Origin of the sequence: Nocardia bhagyanarayanae, from assembly GCF_006716565.1 — a bacterium.
In the GTDB taxonomy this organism is placed as follows: domain Bacteria; phylum Actinomycetota; class Actinomycetes; order Mycobacteriales; family Mycobacteriaceae; genus Nocardia; species Nocardia bhagyanarayanae.
On record NZ_VFPG01000001.1, the window covers coordinates 4,647,771 to 4,665,701 of the forward strand.

The window sequence follows — 17,931 nt, forward strand, 5'->3', positions numbered from 1 at the left end:
CGGAGGCCAGTCCGGGGGATAAGGTCGAGGCGGTGAGATCAATGCCTTTGGCAGGGGGTGGGATGCGATCGATCAGCGTGCCGGGTGATGACGGGGCCTTGCTGCATGTCGGTGTCACGGGACACGGGCCGGATGTCGTGGTGCTGTCCGGTGGGCCGGGTTGCGTTCATTACCTCGAGGACGACGCGCTGGCGCCGCGCGGGATGCGGGCGTGGTATCCGGAACCCCGGGGCGTTGGGCGTTCCGAGGGCGGTCCACACGATCTCGCTCAGGCGGTCGCCGATATCGAAGCGGTGCGGCGGGACGCGGGTGTCGACAGGTGGGTGGTGCTGGGCCATTCGTGGGGCTCGGATCTGGCGGTGCGTTACGCGCTGGATCATCCCGAGCGGGTTCGAGCCGTGGTCGGCGTCGCGGGGCACGGGTTGCACAAGGACCGCACGTGGTCTCAGGTGTACGAGTCCTCGCGGCACCTGGAATCCGACATCGAAATCGACTGGAATCCAGAGGTTCACGCCGCGTTGGGCGCGTCGTTCGTGGAGTGGATCCACGAACCCGATGTGCTGCGCCGGCTGGCCGACTCCGATGTCGCCATGACGTTCCTCGCCGCGCAGCACGACATTCGACCGTCGTGGCCGCTGCGGCAGCTCGCCGCCTTGGTTCCGCGCGGCAGATTCGAGGAACTGCCCGGTGTCGCGCACAACCTGTGGTCGACCGATCCGCACGTGTGGGTCGACGCCGTCACGAGAGTCTGCGGCGCTCAGGTTCTCCGCTAGGGGGTCGCGGTGTGATCGGCGTCCATGAGGCGGGCCGCGCGCAGGGCGATGTACAGCTCGGCGGCCGCCTTGGGGTCGGCGCAGCGGCGGTTGGTGAGATTCTCGATGCGGCGCAGGCGGTTGTGAATCGTGTTGCGATGGAAGTGGAGCCGGCGGGCGACCTCGAGATTCGAGCCCGCGCATTCGAACCACAAGTCGAGCGTGTCGAGTAGTTCGTCCCGGTCGGCGGCGGGCAGTTCGAGGATCGGGCCGAGGATCTCGGTGGCGAGCTCGCCGCTCGGCTGCGGCGCGTGCGCCAGCAGCAGCGGAATGGGCTCGACGCCATAGCTGGTCACGGCGGGCACGCCCGGAGACGTACAGCGACAAGCGATCTCGGCCTCGCGCAGCGCCGCGGCGGCGTCGATGGGACGGGTGAACAGCCGGCTGACTCCGACGCGAGTCGTCGCGCCGAGGGTCAGCAGCCGGAGCGCCTGATCCAGGCCGCGCGGCGTGACGAGGCTCAACAGGCCGATCCGCTTGTCGGGCTCGGTGATCCAGAACGAATTGACGAATGCGGCGCGCAGCCGATCCTCGATGGCGGGCAGTACCTCCGTGGCGGGGGCGCTTTCGGCGTGCACGACGACGAAGGACCCGGACTGCGGAAGGTGCAGGGCACGGCCGATACCCCACAGCGTCGCGTTGTCGGCCGTGCCCGTGAGCAGAGTGCGCAGCATGGTCCTGCGCCGTTGGTTGTCGCGGTGCACGCGGTCGGCGAGGTAGTGCTCGTAGGAGTCGGCGGCAGCGCTGGAGTAGTCGTCGACGAGCCGCCAGATCTCCGAGCCCAGCGCGGGCAGACAGTCCTGCATGCTCGGCGCGGCGCCGCGCAACGAGCGCTCCCAGACCAGCCGGCCGGCGAGCCGGTACGCGTGCAGCACCGCCGCGAGCGGTATGCCGAGCTCGGCTTTCATCCGGCCCGCGTCGATCGCCGGATGCAGGCGCCGCGCCGCGGTGCCGGACAGCTGACCGAGGAGCGCGGCGAGATTGTCGTGGACCGTGCCGCGCAGCTGCTGATCGGTCAGCAATGTCGATTCCGCATAGATCTGGTCACCGACGCGGATCCGGTCGACCAGATCGTCGGTGAGGTGGTCGAGCTGATCGAGCAGATCGCGGGCGAGTAGCTCGGACCCCTCGGGCGCCGATCCGATCACCGTCGTCATGCACCGATGATACGTACCGCCCTGAGCGCCGTGGATGTGCTGCAGCACATCGGACGGTCCGGAATCGGTGGCCGCGGCCCATGGTGCACCGCCTCGCACCGCTTGCAGGATCGACCTCGAGAAGTGACCTGGGCCATACGCGGGCCGGGTCGATGGTGAATCGAGAGAGGTGCCGATCGTGTACGACTACGTCGTCGTAGGCGCGGGGTCCGCCGGATCCGCGCTGGCAGCGCGGCTGTCCGAGGACCCGGCCGTCCAGGTCGCGTTGATCGAGGCGGGCCCGAGGGACACCGCCGAGGAGATCCATATCCCGGTGGCGTTCCCGGCGCTGTTCAAGGGTCCGCTCGACTGGGATCTCGACAGCGAGCCGGAGCCGGGGCTCGGCGGTCGACGCGCCTACCTGCCCCGCGGGCGCGTGCTCGGCGGCTCCAGCTCGATGAACGCCATGATCTACATCCGCGGCGCCAAGGCCGACTACGACGAGTGGGCGGCGGCCGGCGCGGACGGGTGGAGCTACGACGAGGTGCTGCCGTACTTCTTGAAGTCGGAGGACAACGAGCGCGGCAAGGACGCCTACCACGGCGTCGGCGGTCCGCTGTCGGTGAGCGACGGGCGTTCCCTGCACCCGCTGTGCGACGCCTACCTCGCGGCCGCCGAGCAGGCCGGATACTCGCGCAACGAGGACTTCAACGGCGTGACCCAGCTGGGCGTCGGCCGCTACCAGCTGACCCAGCGCAACGGGATGCGCTGTAGCACGGCCGTGGCCTTCCTGCATCCCGCGCTGGAACGGCCGAACCTCACGGTGATCACCGGCGCCGTCGCCCAGCGCGTGCTGTTCGACGGCGACCGGGCGACCGGCGTCGCGATCGTCCAGGACGGCGAGCAGCGCGTGATCGACGCGCGACGCGAGGTGGTGCTCGCGGCGGGCGCCTATGGGTCGGCGCACCTGTTGCTGCTGTCGGGAGTCGGTCCCGCCGAACAACTTTCGGCGTTCGGCATCGACGTGGTCCGCGACCTCCCCGTTGGCGAACACCTGCAGGATCACCCGTCGGTGTTCCTCAACTATCGCACCGACCGGGAATCCCTGATGACCGCGCTCACCGGCGAGAACGTCGCGCTGCTGCAAGAGCACGGGCGCGGGCCGTTGACGTCGAACGTGGGGGAGGCCGGTGGATTCATCCAGACTCGCGCCGGCTTGGCCGGCCCCGACGTGCAGTTCCACCAGGCGCCGGTGCTCTTCCACGAGGAGGGCTTGGGCGCGCCCGTCACGCACGGCTTCGCCATGGGCGCCTGCGTGATCAAACCGACCAGTCGCGGGCGCCTTTCGCTGCGCTCGGCCTCGCCGGGCAGCGCGCCGCGGATCGTGCACAACTATCTGACCACCGAAGAGGACCGCGCCAGCATGGTCGCCGGTCTACGGATCGTCCTAGAGATGGCGGCCCAGCCCGCCCTGCGCGAGGTCATCACCGGCGAATTCAGCATTCCCGCCTCGGATTCCGACGCCGACCTGCTCGACTTCGCCCGCCGCACCGCACAGACGCTCTACCACCCGACCTCGACTTGCGCGATCGGGGCGGTGGTCGATCCACGGCTGCGCGTGTTCGGCCTGCGCGGCCTGCGGGTCGCCGACGCCTCGGTGATGCCCAGCGTGGTACGCGGCAACACCAACGCCCCGACGATCATGATCGGCGAGAAGGCCGCCGCGATGATCGCCGAGGAACTCGAATCGGAAGGAACCGTGCGATGACGGCGACGACAGCACAAGAGATCGACTCGGCGATCGCGGCCCTGCGACTCGGCGAGATCGAGTGGAGCAGGACACCGTTGCGCGGCCGCCGGGAGCTGCTGGAGCAGATCCACACCGCCACAGCGGAATGCGCGCGGGAATGGGTGGAGACCGCCGCCGCGATCAAGGGCCTGGACGCGGACTCCCCGCTGCTCGGTGAGGAATGGGTCAGCGGCCCGTACTCGCTGCTGACCGGCGCCGCGGCCCTGGCGGAATCGCTGGCCGCTCTCGAAGGCGGCGGCAGTCCGGTCGACGGATACCGGATGCGCGAGGCGCCCGGTAACCGCACCGCGGTCGACGTCTTCCCCGCGAGCGGCTTCGACCGGTTGCTGCTCAACGGTTTCAGCGCTCAGGTCTGGTCGAAGCCGGGTGTGGACGCCGCCACCGTGCGGGCGCGCGCCGGGCTGGGGCAGCGCACACCCGAACGGACCGACGGCATCGCGGTGGTTCTCGGCGCGGGCAACATCTTCTCCATCGCGCCGCTGGACGTGCTGTACCAGCTCTACGCGGACAACAGGGTCGTGGTGCTCAAGCTGAACCCGATCACCGACCCCTTGCTTCCCGTCTTCGAGAAGATCTTCGCTCCGGCCATCGCCCGCGGCTTCGTGCGGATCGTCACCGGCGGCGCCGACATCGGCACCGCACTGGTGCACCACCCCGACGTCGAGTCGGTGCACATGACCGGCAGCGCGCTGACCCACGACGCGATCGTCTTCGGCGCGGGGGCGGACGGCGCCCGGCGCAAGGCCGCGCGAAAGCCGTTGCTGGACAAGCCCATCACCAGCGAGCTCGGCGGCGTCTCGCCGTCCATCGTGGTGCCGGGCCGATGGTCGCGCGCCGATCTGCGGTTCCAGGCCGAGCACCTGGCGACCCAGCGGCTGCACAACAACGGCTACAACTGCGTAGCCGCCCAGGTAGCGGTCATCAGCGGGGACTGGCCGCAGAAGCAGCAGTTCCTCGACGAACTGCGAGCCGCCATGAACCGGGCGCCCGCGCGCACGGCCTACTATCCCGGATCGGCGCAACGGGTGGCCGCGGCGCGGGCGGAATACCCGGAAGCGCAAAAGCTCGGCGCGCACGGTGAGCGCACGCTCGTCACGGGTCTCGCGCCGATCAAATCGGAGCCCGCGCTGCACACCGAGTACTTCGCACCCGTACTCGGCGTCATCGAGATCCCCGGAGCCGCGGCGGAATTCCTCGCCGAGGCGGTACGGGTGTGCAACGACGAGTTCGAGGGGACGCTCGGTGCCAACATCATCGCCCATCCTCGGACGATGAAGTCGTTGGGCGCCGACTTCGACACCGCCGTCGCGACGCTGCGCTACGGCACCGTGGCGATCAACGCCTGGACCGGCCTCGGCTATCTCACGGCCCGCGCGAGCTGGGGCGCCTTCCCCGGGCACAGCATCCACGACGTGCAGAGCGGAATCGGCGTGGTGCACAACGCGTTGCTCATCGCCGACCCGGAACGCACGGTGGTCCGCGGACCGTTCCGGCCGTCGCCGCGCTCGGTGCTGCGCGGTGAGTTCACGCTGTCACCGAAGCCACCGTGGTTCGTGACGAACCGCACCGGCGCCACGACGCTGCGCCGGTTGACCGATTTCGCCAGAAACCCCCGCGTTTCCGCCCTGCCCGGCATCTTCGCTTCCGCGTTGCGCGGTTGACGCGACCGACCGGAGGTTCCAGCGGGTCTCGTCCCGCCGCCCTCGTAACATGGCGGCATGCGCCCTGTCGATCCGGTTCCCCGCGCCGCGGATTTGTGGGACATCGCGGTTCCGGCACGGCCCGGGCGCATCGCCGGGGTCAGCATGGCCGGGTTTCGGGGCCGGACGACGAGCCCTGTCGACATGCAGGTGGTCCCATACCCGTCGCTCACCGTGGCCATCGACTTCGGTGACGGCCTGCTCGTCGACGAGGGCAGCGGCCGTCGGTTCCGCGGCGGTATCGTCACCGGCCTCGCGCCCGGCAGTGTCCGAGTGGGCGGGCGCGATATCGACTGCCTCCAGATCCGGCTGTCGCCTTCGGTCGCGCACGCGGTGCTCGGCGCGACGTCGGAGTTGAGCGGGACGGTGGTCGGCCTCGAAGAGGTCTGGGGCCCCGACGCGGGACGAATCCTGGAGCAACTGCACGCCGCCGGGTCGTGGGACGAGCGGTTCGCGATCGCGGAGGCCGCGCTCCGACGGCGCCACGGGCTGGGCCGGGCGGTCGACCCGCAGGTCGAATTCGCCTGGCGGCAAATGCGATCGAGCCGAGGCGGGGTTCGGGTCGAGCGGCTGGCGGACGAGATCGGATGGAGCCGTAAGCGGTTGTGGTCGCGGTTCCGATCCCAGGTCGGTCTCACGCCCAAGCGCGCCGCTCAGCTGGTTCGCTTCGATCACGCGGTGCACCGCCTCGCCGCGGGACACAGCGCCGCGCTGGTGGCGGCGGAAAGCGGTTACGTCGACCAGTCCCACCTCCACCGGGACGTCGTGGCCTTCACCGGGGTGACGCCCACCGCCGTCGCCGTCGCGCCGTGGCTGGCGGTCGACGACGTCGCGTGGGCCGACCCCGACCGGATCGGGACAGGCGGCGTGGCCCTTCGGCGCTGACCGCCAGAACGGAACATTTCTCCAATACATCCGGCGCCGCGCTGGCGATGCTGGCAGTCGTACCCGGCGCGGGGTGCTGTCGAGCCGCGCGCCGGGACGGCAGGCGAAAGCCCATTTGGAGGAAACATGAACGACGTCACCGGCACCGAACGGCCGCCACTGGGTATTCGGCTGCTGCACGCTTTGGGCAAGGCGCCCGACTGGTCGACGATGACGGCCGAGGACTTGGCCACCTTCCGCGAGGCCGAGAACCGCAAGCGTTCGTCCCGAACCGCACGGGTGATCACCGGATTCCCGGATCGCGACGCCACGATCGGCTGGCGGGAGGTGCGGTTGCCCGATCGTCGGATTCCGGTCCGCGAGTACCGGCAGTCGTCCGGGGGCGGCGACCTGCCGCTCGTGCTGCACGTGCACGGCGGTGGTTTCGTCGGTACGGCGGCCCAATGCGACTGGGCCAACAGCTATTTCGCCGCGCGCTTGCCCGCGGTCGTCGTCTCGGTCGAGCACCGTCTCCTCGCACCGGGGACTCCGCTGGCGGCCGCTGTCGACGACGGCTGGGACGTGCTGCTGCATGTGGTGCGGCACGCCGCGGAGTGGGGAGTGGACCCGGCGCGGACCGCGGTCGTCGGGGAGAGCACCGGCGGCTTGATCGCCGCGCTGGCCGCGATCCGGGCCAGAGAATCCGGCCTGGAGCTCCGGGCACAGGTATTGGTCAATCCCGTCACCGACCTGAGCGAGACGATGCTCGACTACGACTCGATCACCCGCTACGCGGACAGTCCGACGCTGAACATGGCGCAGATGCGGCTGTTCCACAGGTTGGCCGTTCCGCCGGGGGCAGATTCTCGTGCGGTGTCGCCCTTGCGCGCCGACGACCTCGGCGGGCTGGCTCCCGCGCTCGTCGTGGTACCGACCCTCGACCCTTTGGCGGACCACGGCCGCCGGTACGCCGAACGGCTGCTCGAGTCCGGCACTTCCGCGCGGATCGTCGAACATCCCGGTGCGACGCACGGATACCTCGCCATGCCAGGGGTGGTGCCGCAGGCCAAAGCGGCGCGTGCGGAGATCTTCGAGTTCCTCCGTGGTCGTCTCGCCGAATCGCGGGCGTTCGCGTCGCGGAAGACCGGTACCCGATGACCACCACCGAACTCACCAGAACGAGCGAGCGACCCACGGCGGAGGCCGATTCCGCGGCGAAACCGAGCATGGCGCGGTTGCTACGCCCGTATCTGGGTGGTTTCGCCGCCGTCGTGGTTCTTCAGGTCCTCGGCGCCGTCGCCGGTCTGGCGCCGCTGCTCGCGGTCGCGGAATTGGGCCGAGTCCTGTTGTCGCCCGGCGCGATCGATCACGACCATGTCTGGTTCGTGGTGATCGCTGGCGCGGTCGGCTTGCTGGTCCGGCTGCTGTGCACCGCCGCGTCGGCGGGAATCGGACATTTGCTCGACGACCGAGTGCAACTGTCGTTTCGCAGGCAGTTGGCCGAGCGACTGGGCCGGGTACCACTGGGCTGGTTCGCCCGCCGCCGGACCGGTGAATTGGCGAAGGTGGTGGGGGAGGACGTCAGCGCCGTGCACCCGTTCATCGCCCACACCCCTGGTGAACTCGTTTCGGCCTTCGTGGTGCCGCTGGTGTCGCTGATCTACTTGTTCACCGTCGACTGGCGGCTCACGCTGATCACCCTCGTCCCGGTGCTGCTCGCGGTGGCGCTGGTCCCGCTGATGATGACCCCGACCCGGCTGCGCGAGCAGGCGGCGTTCGACGCGGCGATGGGCCGGATCGCGAGTTCGGTCGTCGAGTTCGTGCAGGGGATCGCGGTGGTCAAGGCGTTCGGCGGATCCGGGCGCGCGCATCGCAAATTCGTCACCGCCGCGGACGATTTCGCCGACATCTTCCTGCGGATGGTCCGCGGGCTCGCCGGGGTCGCCGCCGGGATGCAGGTGGCGCTGTCACCGCCGTTCGTGCTGCTCGTCGTGCTGATCGGCGGCACGGTGCTGATCACCTCCGGTGGTATGGCCCCGGCCGACCTGCTGCCGTTCATCCTGCTGGGGCTGGGACTGACCGCCCCGGTGGCGGCGCTCGGTCACGGTTTCGACGACATGCAGGCCGCCGGGCGCGCGGTGGGACGGATCCGGGACGTGCTCGCGGTGCCGTCACTACCCGAGCCCGCGCATCCCGTCGCGCCGCAGGGGCACCGGGTGGAACTGCGGGACGTCCGATTCGGCTACGAAGCCGATCACGAGGTGCTGCGCGGCATCGACCTGGTGCTCGAGCCCGGAACGGTCACCGCGCTCGTCGGGCCGTCGGGCAGCGGGAAATCCACGCTGGTTCAGCTGTTGCCGCGGTTCTTCGACCCGACCCACGGTTCGGTCGTTCTCGGCGGCGTCGATCTCCGCGACCTCGGCAGCCGGGAGCTCTATCGGACGGTCTCCTTCGTCTTCCAGGACGTTCGGCTGCTGCGCGCGTCGGTCGCGGACAACATCGCGCTGGCCGTGCCGCACGCCGACCTCGACGACGTGGTGCGCGCCGCTCGGCTGGCGAACATCCACGAACGGATTCTCGAGCTGCCGCGCGGATACGAGACCGTGCTAGGCGAAGACGCCGGACTGTCCGGCGGTGAGGCCCAACGCATCTCGATCGCCAGGGCGCTGCTCGCCGACGCGCCCGTCCTGGTGCTCGACGAGGCGACCGCGTTCGCCGACCCGCAGACCGAACAAGCCGTCCGCCGAGCCCTTTCGACGTGGGGCGGCGACCGGACGATCCTGGTCATCGCCCATCGTCTGGAGACGGTCGCCGACGCCGACACCGTCGTGGTGCTGGAGAACGGATCGATCGTCGAGCGTGGCCGACCCGCCGAACTGCTGGCGCGGAACGGAAAGTTCGCCGCGCTCTGGCAATCCCAGCGGAGCGCCGCGCACGCGAACTCCGCCGATCAGACACCGCTAGGAGAGTGGCCCCGATGATCCGAATGTTGTTGCGCGTGCTCGGACCCGAGTACGCCCGGCCGGTGCGTCGCACCGTTGCCCTGATGACGACGACCGCGATAGTCGAGGGCCTGTCCTACGCGCTGCTGGTTCCGGTGCTGCGGGCGCTGTTCGGCGACACCCCGGCGGACGCGTGGCCCTGGCTGATCGCGTTCGGAGGCGTGGTCGCGGTCTACGCGGTGCTGCGCTACGTCAGCGATCTGTCCGGTTTCCACGGCGGGACCACGCTGTTGCGTGGCGTCTATCACCGGCTCGGCGATCATCTGGCCCGGTTGCCCATCGGCTGGTACACGGCGGGACGCGTCGGGGAGGTGTCCGTGCTGGCCAGTCGCGGTGTGCTGCAGGCGATGAGCGTCATCGCGCATCTGCTTGCGCCGCTGGTCTCCGCCGCGGTGACGCCTCTGACGATCGTCGTCGTGATGCTCGCCTTCGACTGGCGGCTGGGGTTGGCCGCGTCGGCGGCCGTGCCGATCGTCGCGGTGGCCCAGGTCTGGACCGGACGCGCGACGGCCGCGGCCGATGCCGAGCGGCACGAACGCGACAAGGAGGCGGCCGGTCGAGTCATCGAATACCTCCAGGCCCAGCCGGTTCTGCGAGCGGGCGGCCGGACCGTCGAACGCTTCCAGCTGCTCGACGACTCGCTGCGCGAAGTCGGGCGCGCGTCCCGCAGGCAGACGCTGTCGACGCTGCCCGGCGTCGTGGGCATGGCGCTCGTCGTGCAGGCGATGTTCACCGCGCTGCTGATTCTCGGCGCCTACCTCACGCTCGGCGGAAACATCGGCGCCGCAGAGGTTTTGACGATCCTGGTGCTCGCCGCCCGCTGCGCCGACCCGCTGTTGTCGCTGGCCGACATGGGCGGTCGGCTCCGGAGCGCACGCTCCGAGCTGAGCAGGCTCGAGGCGGTCTTGCGCACCGAGCCGCTGCCGGAACCCGGCGAACCCGTCCGGCCGCGACGCCACGACCTCGAGTTCGACTCCGTCGCCTTCCGGCACGGCGACCGAACCGTACTCGGCGACGTGTCGTTGCGCCTGCCCGAGGGACAGCGGCTCGCCGTCGTCGGTCCGTCCGGCGCGGGCAAGAGCACGCTGCTGCAATTGGTCGCGCGGTTCTACGACGTGGACGCCGGTGCGGTGCGCGTGGGCGGGGTGGACGTGCGAGCGATCGACACCGAGGACCTGATGGCGCGGATCGCCATCGTCTTCCAGGACGTATATCTCTTCGACGGCACGATCGAGGAGAACATACGTCTCGCCCGTCCCGACGCCGACGACGCCGAGGTGCGCGCGGCCGCGTCCGCGGCGCGGCTCGACGACGTGATCGAGCGACTGCCCGACGGCTGGGCCACCGCTGTCGGCGAAGGCGGCGCCCTGCTGTCCGGCGGTGAACGCCAACGTGTCTCGATCGCCCGGGCCCTGCTCAAGAACGCGCCCATCGTCCTGCTGGACGAGGTCACCTCCGCGCTGGACCCGGTGAACGAGGCGGCCGTCCACGAGGGGATCGAGCGGCTGATGGCGGGGCGGACGGTGGTGATGGTCGCCCACCGCCTGCGGACCGTCCAGCGCGCGGACCGGATCGTCTTCCTGGACGGCGGCCGGATCGTGGAGGACGGCAGCCACGAGGAACTGCTGCGGCGGGGCGGGCGCTACGCGGATTTCTGGGGGGTGTCGATGGCGCTGTAGCGTTCGATCCGAGAACCATCGTCATAGTGTTGGACGATCAGCGACATCGTCGACAGGACGGCACGTCGACCGAGCGCGTGGTCGTCGTCGAACAGGCGCCCACCGCCACCTCAACGACAACGGCCGAGCCCATCAGGGACCGGCGTGAGCGCCGCGGTGTCGTTGCTCGGCGGGGTCAACCGGTCGTGCGGGGACGGACGACGAGGAGGGGGCATTCGGTGCGGTGCAGGACGGCGTGGGTGACCGAGCCGAGGGTCATGCCGGGGAATCCGCCGCGGCCGTGGCTGCCGAGCACGATCAGCTGCGCACCGGCGGCGGCTCGCAGCACGCGGCGGGCGGGACGGTCTTCGGCGACCACGCGGGTGACCGGAACCTCGGGGTATTTCTCGACGTATCCGGCGAGGCTCCCGGCCAGCAGCGTCTCGGCTTCGGTCTGCATCTCCGCGCGGGATTCGTAGCGGCCGAACTCCGACCAGGTGTGCACGGCGATCACCTCGGCGCCGCGCAGGAAGGCCTCGTCGAAGGCGACCTCGACGGCTTGCGCACTGGAGGGCGAGCCGTCGACGCCGACGACGACCGGCCCGCGCCACGATTCGGATTTCGCTTCGGGGACGACCGCGACGGGTCCGTGGGCGTGGCGGACCAGCGCGGTGCTCACCGAGCCGAGCACCATACGGCCGAACACGCCGTGGCCGTGGGTGCCGACGACGGTCAGGCGCGCGTCGGCGGCCCGGCCGGCCAGGACAGGTACCGGGGCGGCATCGTCCACGACCGTGCGGACTTCGATGGTCGCGATCGGTGCTGCCGCGGCTCGCGCGGTGTCGGCCGCGGTGGCGAGGAGATCGCGTCCGGTGTGACGCCAGGACTCGACGTCGAAGATCGGGCCTGCCATGCTGGGCCCCAAGGCGGGGACGCCGAGGGCGTGGATCAGCTGCACGGGGGATCGGTGGCGGGCGGCGTACTGCGCTGCCCAGCGCACGGCGGTCAGGGACTGCTCGGAACCGTCGACTCCGACGACGACGGGCGGGTCGGTGGTGTCTGACATGTGCGTGTGCCTCTCTGTCCCTTGCGGATCGGAGGTAACCGGCTCTTTCAGGCTGGGCAGCGCGTGTCCCACGCGCGCTGGTCGTTGGTCACCGACTGCCGGGACCGACGACCGCATCGATGGAACGGTCGGCGGTACGGTGCCCCGGGGCGTGGTGAGCAACGCACGCGACCGACTGTCATCGATGCTAGGAGGTATTCCGATGGGACGAGGGACGATCATCGTGACCGGAGGAAGCCGCGGCATCGGCGCGGCCACCGCGCGCAGGCTCGCCCGCGAGGGTCATGCCATCCACCTGACTTACCGCACGGACGCCGATGCCGCCGGCGACGTGGTCGGCGCCATCGTCGCCGAGGGCGGACGCGCCAGGGCGACTCGCGCCGACCTGAGCAGCCCGGCCGACATCGACGCGCTGTTCGGCGCCGTCGACATGGGTCACGAGCCGCTCGTGGGGTTGGTGAACAACGCGGGGATGCTCGAAAACCAGTGTCGCGTCGAGGAGTTCGATGCCGACCGGCTGCACCGCGTGATGGCGGTCAATGTCGTCGGCCCGATGCTGTGCGCGGCCGCGGCGGTCCGGCGGATGTCGCGCCGACACGGCGGTGCGGGCGGCGTGATCGTCAATGTGTCGTCGGTCGCCGCCCGGCTCGGCGCGCCTGGTGAATACGTCGACTACGCCGCGAGCAAGGGCGCGATCGACACCTTCACGCGCGGCTTGGCGGCCGAGGTCGCGGGCGAGGGCATCCGCGTCAACGCGGTCCGGCCCGGTTACATCCACACCGATATCCACGCCCTCGGCGGCGACCCCGAGCGAGTCGACCGCCTCGCCCCGACCCTGCCGATGGGCCGGGGCGGGCATCCCGACGAGGTGGCCGAGGCGATCGCGTGGCTGATGTCGGAGGCCGCCTCCTATACGACGGGCAGCTTCCTCCATCTAGCGGGCGGCCGCTGAGGACCAACGGGCGGCGAACGCTGGTCGATCCGGGCGCGCCACCACGATGCACACGCGGGCAACCGATGAATTCTGGGAGGCGGGATCGTCTGCATCCGAGAACGGCGATCCGCGCCGACCGAGACGCGGATCGACCACATCGCCGGCTCCGCCGGCCGCACGCGAAGGGAAGAACCCGGTGTCGAATGTTGTGTCTCGCGAAGACCTGTGGGCCATGGCGCACGCCGAGCGCGCCGCGTTGGCCGAGGATCTCGCCGCGCTGGACGACGAGCAGTGGGTCGCGCCCTCGCTGTGCGGAGACTGGGTGGTCGAGGAGGTCGTCGCCCACCTCACCGCGGCGGCCAGTATCGGCCGGGCGCGTTGGCTGATCAGTGTCGTCGGCGCCCGCTTCGACTTCGATCGGCACAACGATCGGCGACTGGCCGAGCACCGGGGTGCGAACCCGGCCGAAACCCTCGAACGGTTCCGTTCGATCATCACGAGCACCACGGCCGCGTCGGGGCATACCGCGGCATGGCTCGGCGAGGTGATCGTCCACGCCCAAGACATCCGACACCCACTCGGGCTGTCCCGCACACCCTCGATCGAGGCGTGCCTCGAAGTGGCCCGCTTCTTCGCGGCCCGGGACTTCACCGTGCCCAGCCGCAGCCTCGTCGAGGGCCTGCGCCTCGAAGCGACCGACAGCTCCTTCGCCGTCGGCGCCGGACCGCTGATCCACGGAACGACCCTCGCGCTGACCATGGCCATGGCGAGAAGACACACGTATTGCGACGACCTCGCAGGCCCGGGCCTGCCCACCCTGCGAGCGCGCTGTTCACCGGATGCGGCCGAGCGCCGCGGCGAAGACGAGTAACCGACCACCCCTCGCGGGTGGCCGTGTCGGCGCACGCATCCGGGTAATCGTGTGAGACCGACGCACGACCGGGCATACCCGGCACATACGGGACCGTCTCGATGCCCGGAAGGGCGCGCCTGCCGGGCACAACCGATCGGAGCCTGTCATGGGAGCACCGAACTCTATGCGGGCGTGGCGGGTGCGCGCGCCGGGCGCACTGGACAGCCATCCCCTCGGTATGGCGCACGAGCCCATCCCCGAACCGGGGCCGGACGAGTTGCTGGTCCGGGTGCTGGCGTGTGGGGTGTGCCGCACCGATCTGCACGTGGTCGAAGGCGACCTGGCCGTCCATCGCGCCGGCGTGATCCCCGGGCACGAAGTCGTCGCCGAAGTGCTCGCCGTTCCTCCGGCCCGCGACGGTTTCGCGATCGGTGACCGAGTCGGCATCCCCTGGCTGCGCCACACCTGCGGGGTGTGCCGATACTGCCGACGCGGTGCGGAGAACCTCTGCCCGCGCTCGCGCTACACCGGGTGGGACGCCGATGGCGGATACGCCGAATACACCACGGTCCCGGCAGATTTCGCCCTCCGTCTGCCAGCGGGCTACACCGACGAGCAACTGGCGCCGCTGTTGTGCGCGGGCATCATCGGATACCACGCGCTGCTGCGTGCGGCATTGCCCGCGGGCGGCGCGCTGGGCATCTACGGGTTCGGCGGAAGCGCGCATCTCACCGCGCAGGTCGCGACAGCCCAGGGCGCGCGAGTGCACGTGATGACCCGAGGTGCGGCGGCGCGGGATCTCGCCGGCGCTCTCGGCGCGACCTCGGTGCAGGGCGCGACCGACGCCCCGCCCGAACCCCTCGACTCGGCCATCCTGTTCGCTCCCGCCGGAGAACTGGTCCCTGTCGCACTGGAGGCCCTCGACGCGGGCGGCACCCTGGCCCTGGCCGGAATCCATCTCAGCGACATCCCGCCGCTGAACTACCAACGCCACCTGTTCCGGGAACGCCAGCTACGCAGCGTCACCTCCAACACTCGCACCCACGCACGCGAATTCCTCACCTTCGCCGAACGACACCGCCTGCACGTCGCCACCCACCGCTACGCACTGGACCGCGCCGACCACGCGCTGAACGACCTCGCCCACGGCCGATTCGACGGAGCCGCGGTCCTGATCCCATAAGCCCGGTACGCACCGGGACGACGGCCCTGCGGTCTCAGTCGGTCTGCGATTCTCGTTCGGCGACCACGACGATGAGCTCGGCGCGTTCGGCGGAGATCGACCTGATCCGGTGCGGGGTGGTCGCGGCGAAATAGAGGCTGTCGCCCGCGTGCAGCACGATCTGTTCGCCGGGAACCGAGATCTCGACGCTGCCGCTGTGCACGAACACGAATTCGTCGCCGGAGTGTTCCAGATACTTCGTGTCCGGCTCGGTGGTCGGTCGAACCACGAACGGCTGCATGGTCTTTCGGGACACGCCGGTGGCGACGGCGAGGTAGTGCGCGGTCGAGGTCGCGGGCTCGCCGGTACGGTCGTCGGCGCGATCCACCTGCATCAGCGTGGGATCGGGATCGTCCGAGAACAGTTGCCCGACATCGGTATTGAGCGCCCGCGCGATCTTGAGGGCCACGGCGATGGACGGAGTGCTCAGGCCGCGTTCGACTTTCGACAGGTAGCTCTTGGTCAACCCGGTCCGCTCCGCGAGCGCGTCCAGCGTCAGGTCGGCGCGTTTGCGGTGCGCCTTCAGATACGCGGCCACCGTTCTCCTTTCGCTGGTGACGGTCACGACAGGACACAAGACTAGCGGAATGACACAAAGTGTCCTATCGTCAACGTGTGTCTTCGATAAGGAGGTAGTCGATGGCCACCACCATGAACCTCGGAAAGTCCGAGCTGATGACCATGGCGACCCGGTCCATGCAGACCGAACTGTCGCCCGGCGACTGGAACGACCGCCAGAAACTCGCCCTGACCTGCCGCGCGCTCTACGACGCCGGGCACGACTCCGGTCTGGCCGGGCAGATCTCGGCGCGCGGCACGGAACCGGGCACCTTCCTCACCCAGCGGCTCGGTCTCGGTTTCGACGAGATCACCGAGGACAACCTGCTGCTGGTCGACGAGGATCTGACCGTGCTGGAAGGCGTGGGAATGGCCAACCCGGCCAACCGTTTCCACAGCTGGATCTATCGCGCTCGCCCGGATGTCCACTGCATCGTGCACACTCATCCGCTGCACTGCGCGGCGCTGTCCATGCTCGAAGTGCCGCTTCAGGTGTCGCAGATGGACATCGCCCCGCTCTACGACGACTGTGCCTTCCTGCCGGACTGGCCGGGCGTGCCGGTGGGCAACGAGGAGGGCGAGATCATCTCCGCCGCCCTCGGTGACAAGCGAGCGATCCTGCTCGCCCACCACGGTCAGCTCGTCGTCGGGGCGACGATCGAGGAAGCCTGCTCGCTGGCGCACCTCATCGAACGCGCGGCGCGGCTGCAACTGCTCGCGATGGCCGCGGGCGAGATCAAGCCGCTGCCGCCGCGCCTGGCCAAGGAGGCGCACGACTGGACGCTGACGCCGCGCCGCAGTCAGGCCAACTTCGCCTACTACGCGCGCAAAGCGCTGCGCAACCACCCCGACGCCATCGACACGACAGGAGCAACCGCATGATTCGCGCCATCGAAGGCATCGTCGCCTACCCCGTCACACCGTTCGACGTCGCCGGGCGGGTCGATACGCCGGCGCTCGCGCGGTTGCTCGACCGGATGATCGACGCGGGCGTGGACGCGATCGCCCCGCTGGGCAGCACCGGCGAAAGCGCGTACCTCGACGAGCGCGAATGGCAGCAGGTCGCCGCCGCCTGCGTCGAGCACACCGATGGCCGGGTGCCGACGGTGGTCGGCGTCTCGGATCTGACCACCGCGGCCACCGCGCGTCGCGCGCGGTTCGCCGAGCGGACCGGCGCCACCGCGGTGATGGTGCTGCCGATCTCCTACTGGCCGCTCACCCAGGCCGAGCTGCGCGCGCATTTCACCGCCGTGGCGGAATCGACCGCCCTGCCGGTGATGGTCTACAACAACCCGGGGACCACCGGCATCGACATGCCACCGGAGTTCCTGGTCGACCTCGTGCACGAGGTGCCCAACATCGCCATGATCAAGGAGTCCAGCGGCGACATCGGGCGCATGCGCCGGATCGTCGAGCTAGGCGGCGGCACCGTGCCGTTCTTCAACGGAAGCAATCCGTTGGCGCTGCGGGCCTTCGCCGCCGGGGCGGCCGGATGGTGCACCGCCGCACCTTGTCTGGTGCCGGAACGAGTCGTGGAGTTCTGGCGCTTGCTGCGGGCGGGGGAGACGGACAGCGCGACAGCGCTTTTCGGCAAGCTCGAGCCGCTGCTGACCGCGCTCGTCAGCCGCGGCCTGCCTGTCACGGTGAAGTCCGCGCTACGTTCGACCGGCTTGGACGCCGGTGACCCGCGCAGGCCGCTGCTGCCGCTGGAGCCCGAGCCCGCGCGAGAACTCGACGCGCTCGTCGCCGCCGTCAACGCCTGACACGGGGGCCCGGCCGACGCTTGGCCGGGCCCACCGACGAGCATCCGCGACACCGCAGCGTCTCGACCGATGTCACCGCCTGGAATCGGCGGGCGCTTCCACGGCGCGCGACGGTTCGACCCGGAACACCGGGCAGCGCGGTGCGGCCGCGGCGAACGCGTCCGGGTCGGCGGACTCGACCGCACCAGCGTTCAGCATGAACCGCACCCCGTGCGGCACTTTCCGCGGGAACTCGCGCAACACCGCGGCACGTTCGGGGATCGGCAGCTCGATCAGCGAAACACGCTGTTTCCGTCGCCCTTTCGCGAGCACGCCCCACCCCGCGGCGCGCGCGTTGCGCACCCAGTCCGCGTCCTCGAATCCCGCGACCACGTACGTCACGCCGTCCACGGTCAGTGGCGAGACCGGGGTGGTGCGCAACGTTCCGGTCTTTCGGCCCGGAACCGAGAGCACCCGCATGGTGCCCAGGGCCAAGCCGACGCCTTGCAGGGCGACCACCACGCGGTTGAGCGGCTTCATTCGCCGCCGCAGGCGATCGTTCTCGCTGGTCATG

General features: G+C 70.1%; 16 protein-coding genes. 12 read left to right on the forward strand and 4 right to left on the reverse strand.

The annotated features are described in order from the left end of the window. The first annotated feature begins 62 nt into the window (after nt 1–62). Nucleotides 63–773: an alpha/beta fold hydrolase gene (locus FB390_RS20060; RefSeq protein WP_185757098.1), complete on the forward strand. Its 711-nt coding sequence runs from the start codon at nt 63–65 to the stop codon at nt 771–773. On the opposite strand, the gene FB390_RS20065 is transcribed toward FB390_RS20060, so the two are convergent. Next, entirely contained in the window at nt 770–1,969 is a 1,200-nt protein-coding gene (locus tag FB390_RS20065; protein ID WP_141810313.1) for a PucR family transcriptional regulator, read from the reverse strand. The two genes, FB390_RS20060 and FB390_RS20065, sit on opposite strands and share 4 nt — an antisense overlap. Before the next feature lie 178 nt (nt 1,970–2,147). Here FB390_RS20065 and FB390_RS20070 point away from each other — a divergent pair, with 178 nt between their 5' ends. From FB390_RS20070 to FB390_RS20095, 6 genes are all read left to right on the forward strand, one after another. Next, a complete protein-coding gene (locus tag FB390_RS20070; protein WP_141810314.1) occupies nt 2,148–3,716 on the forward strand; it encodes a GMC family oxidoreductase in 1,569 nt (522 codons plus the stop codon). Beyond that, nucleotides 3,713–5,419: an aldehyde dehydrogenase family protein gene (locus tag FB390_RS20075; protein WP_141810315.1), complete on the forward strand. Its 1,707-nt coding sequence runs from the start codon at nt 3,713–3,715 to the stop codon at nt 5,417–5,419. Before FB390_RS20070 ends, FB390_RS20075 begins: the two co-directional genes overlap by 4 nt. Before the next feature lie 57 nt (nt 5,420–5,476). Continuing rightward, nucleotides 5,477–6,343, forward strand: a complete 867-nt coding sequence (locus FB390_RS20080) for a helix-turn-helix domain-containing protein (RefSeq protein WP_141810316.1) — start codon at nt 5,477–5,479, stop codon at nt 6,341–6,343. A gap of 126 nt (nt 6,344–6,469) precedes the next feature. Further along, complete coding sequence (locus tag FB390_RS20085) at nt 6,470–7,480, forward strand: alpha/beta hydrolase (protein WP_141810317.1); 1,011 nt, start codon at nt 6,470–6,472, stop codon at nt 7,478–7,480. Continuing rightward, nucleotides 7,477–9,303 (forward strand): ABC transporter ATP-binding protein, encoded by a 1,827-nt coding sequence (locus FB390_RS20090; protein ID WP_141810318.1) that lies wholly within the window; start codon nt 7,477–7,479, stop codon nt 9,301–9,303. Before FB390_RS20085 ends, FB390_RS20090 begins: the two co-directional genes overlap by 4 nt. Continuing rightward, complete coding sequence (locus tag FB390_RS20095) at nt 9,300–11,003, forward strand: ABC transporter ATP-binding protein (protein ID WP_141810319.1); 1,704 nt, start codon at nt 9,300–9,302, stop codon at nt 11,001–11,003. Before FB390_RS20090 ends, FB390_RS20095 begins: the two co-directional genes overlap by 4 nt. Before the next feature lie 175 nt (nt 11,004–11,178). On the opposite strand, the gene FB390_RS20100 is transcribed toward FB390_RS20095, so the two are convergent. Then, a complete protein-coding gene (locus FB390_RS20100) occupies nt 11,179–12,048 on the reverse strand; it encodes a universal stress protein (RefSeq protein ID WP_141810320.1) in 870 nt (289 codons plus the stop codon). Nucleotides 12,049–12,250: 202 nt separating this feature from the next. Here FB390_RS20100 and FB390_RS20105 point away from each other — a divergent pair, with 202 nt between their 5' ends. From FB390_RS20105 to FB390_RS20115, 3 genes are all read left to right on the forward strand, one after another. Next, a complete protein-coding gene (locus tag FB390_RS20105; RefSeq protein WP_141810321.1) occupies nt 12,251–13,000 on the forward strand; it encodes an SDR family oxidoreductase in 750 nt (249 codons plus the stop codon). A gap of 178 nt (nt 13,001–13,178) precedes the next feature. Further along, nucleotides 13,179–13,853, forward strand: coding sequence for a maleylpyruvate isomerase family mycothiol-dependent enzyme (locus tag FB390_RS20110; RefSeq protein WP_141810322.1), 675 nt, complete (start codon nt 13,179–13,181; stop codon nt 13,851–13,853). A 166-nt stretch (nt 13,854–14,019) separates the two neighbouring features. Further along, nucleotides 14,020–15,018 carry a zinc-binding alcohol dehydrogenase family protein gene (locus FB390_RS20115; RefSeq protein ID WP_141811910.1) on the forward strand — a complete coding sequence of 333 codons (999 nt, stop codon included), beginning with the start codon at nt 14,020–14,022 and terminating at the stop codon, nt 15,016–15,018. A 34-nt stretch (nt 15,019–15,052) separates the two neighbouring features. Here FB390_RS20115 and FB390_RS20120 read toward each other — a convergent pair whose 3' ends face one another. Next, on the reverse strand, nt 15,053–15,595 hold the full coding sequence (locus FB390_RS20120; protein ID WP_141810323.1) for a helix-turn-helix domain-containing protein: 543 nt from the start codon (nt 15,593–15,595) through the stop codon (nt 15,053–15,055). Nucleotides 15,596–15,696: 101 nt separating this feature from the next. Between FB390_RS20120 and FB390_RS20125 the strand changes: the two genes are divergently transcribed. Next, the gene (locus tag FB390_RS20125; protein WP_141810324.1) at nt 15,697–16,497 is read left to right on the forward strand and encodes an aldolase; all 801 of its coding nucleotides are present in this window, start codon (nt 15,697–15,699) and stop codon (nt 16,495–16,497) included. Then, nucleotides 16,494–17,378, forward strand: a complete 885-nt coding sequence (locus FB390_RS20130; protein ID WP_141810325.1) for a dihydrodipicolinate synthase family protein — start codon at nt 16,494–16,496, stop codon at nt 17,376–17,378. Before FB390_RS20125 ends, FB390_RS20130 begins: the two co-directional genes overlap by 4 nt. 72 nt (nt 17,379–17,450) lie before the next feature. On the opposite strand, the gene FB390_RS20135 is transcribed toward FB390_RS20130, so the two are convergent. Continuing rightward, nucleotides 17,451–17,930 carry a nitroreductase/quinone reductase family protein gene (locus tag FB390_RS20135; RefSeq protein WP_141810326.1) on the reverse strand — a complete coding sequence of 160 codons (480 nt, stop codon included), beginning with the start codon at nt 17,928–17,930 and terminating at the stop codon, nt 17,451–17,453. Nucleotide 17,931 lies beyond the last annotated feature (1 nt).